Annotated in this window: 1 protein-coding gene; it reads left to right on the top strand. The window is 74.9% G+C overall.

Annotated features, from left to right (window positions below; all coding sequences use genetic code 11):
- Positions 1-853, top strand: an 853-nt coding sequence (locus ESO86_RS17790; RefSeq protein ID WP_277985255.1) for a PEP/pyruvate-binding domain-containing protein, incomplete at both ends; no start/stop codon positions are given.

Genomic DNA, 853 nt, shown 5'->3' with positions numbered 1-853 from the left:
GACGGCTTCCGTGCCGCGGCTGCGGCGGTCGACGATCCGGCCGCCCTGCCGCGCGCGGCGGCGGAGCTCCGCGACGCCGTGGGGACCGTGACGTTCCCCGAGCGCGTGCGCGATGCCGTCCTGGGCGAGTACCGGCGCCTCGGCTCGGGCCCCGTGGCAGTCCGCTCGTCGGCGACCGCCGAGGACTCGGCGGGAACCTCGTTCGCGGGAATGCACGAGACGTACAACAACGTCGTCGGCGAGGACGCGCTCCTCGAGCGCATCCGCGACTGCTGGGCCTCGCTGTACGGCGACCGGGTCATCGCGTACCGCGCGAGCCAGCGGATGGACGAGGAACCCGTGCTCGCGGTCGTGGTGCAGACCCAGGTCGCCTCCGACCGATCGGGCGTGATGTTCACGGTCGACCCGTCGACCGGTGCCCGCGACCGACTGGTGATCGAGGCGGCGCTGGGCCTCGGCGAGGTCGTCGTCTCGGGCCTCGTCGAACCCGACACGTACATCGTGGCGAAGGACGGGCTGCGCCTGGCGTCCGTTCGCGTCGGACGCCAGTCCCTCCGCCTCGTCCCCGGACCCGGGGGGAGCGTGGAGCGCGAGGACCTGTCCGCCGCCGACGCCGATGCCCGGGTGCTGAGCGACGCGGAGGTGATCGAGGTCGCCGAGCTCGGCCTGCGGGTCGAGGCGCACTACGGCGAGCCGCAGGACACCGAGTGGGCGTACTCCGGCGGCCGGTTGTGGATGCTGCAGTCGCGGCCGGTGACGACCCTCGGCGGGCCCTCGGCCGCGTCGGCGGACGACGCGTCGCCTGCCGAGGGACCGCCCGTCGGGTCCGTGCTGCTGCGCGGCCTCGGCGCCG

It is taken from the genome of Agromyces binzhouensis (assembly GCF_004135055.1).
Classification (GTDB): domain Bacteria; phylum Actinomycetota; class Actinomycetes; order Actinomycetales; family Microbacteriaceae; genus Agromyces; species Agromyces binzhouensis.
Note: the sequence above shows the minus strand (reverse complement) of the source record. Positions and strands in the feature narration are given on the sequence as shown.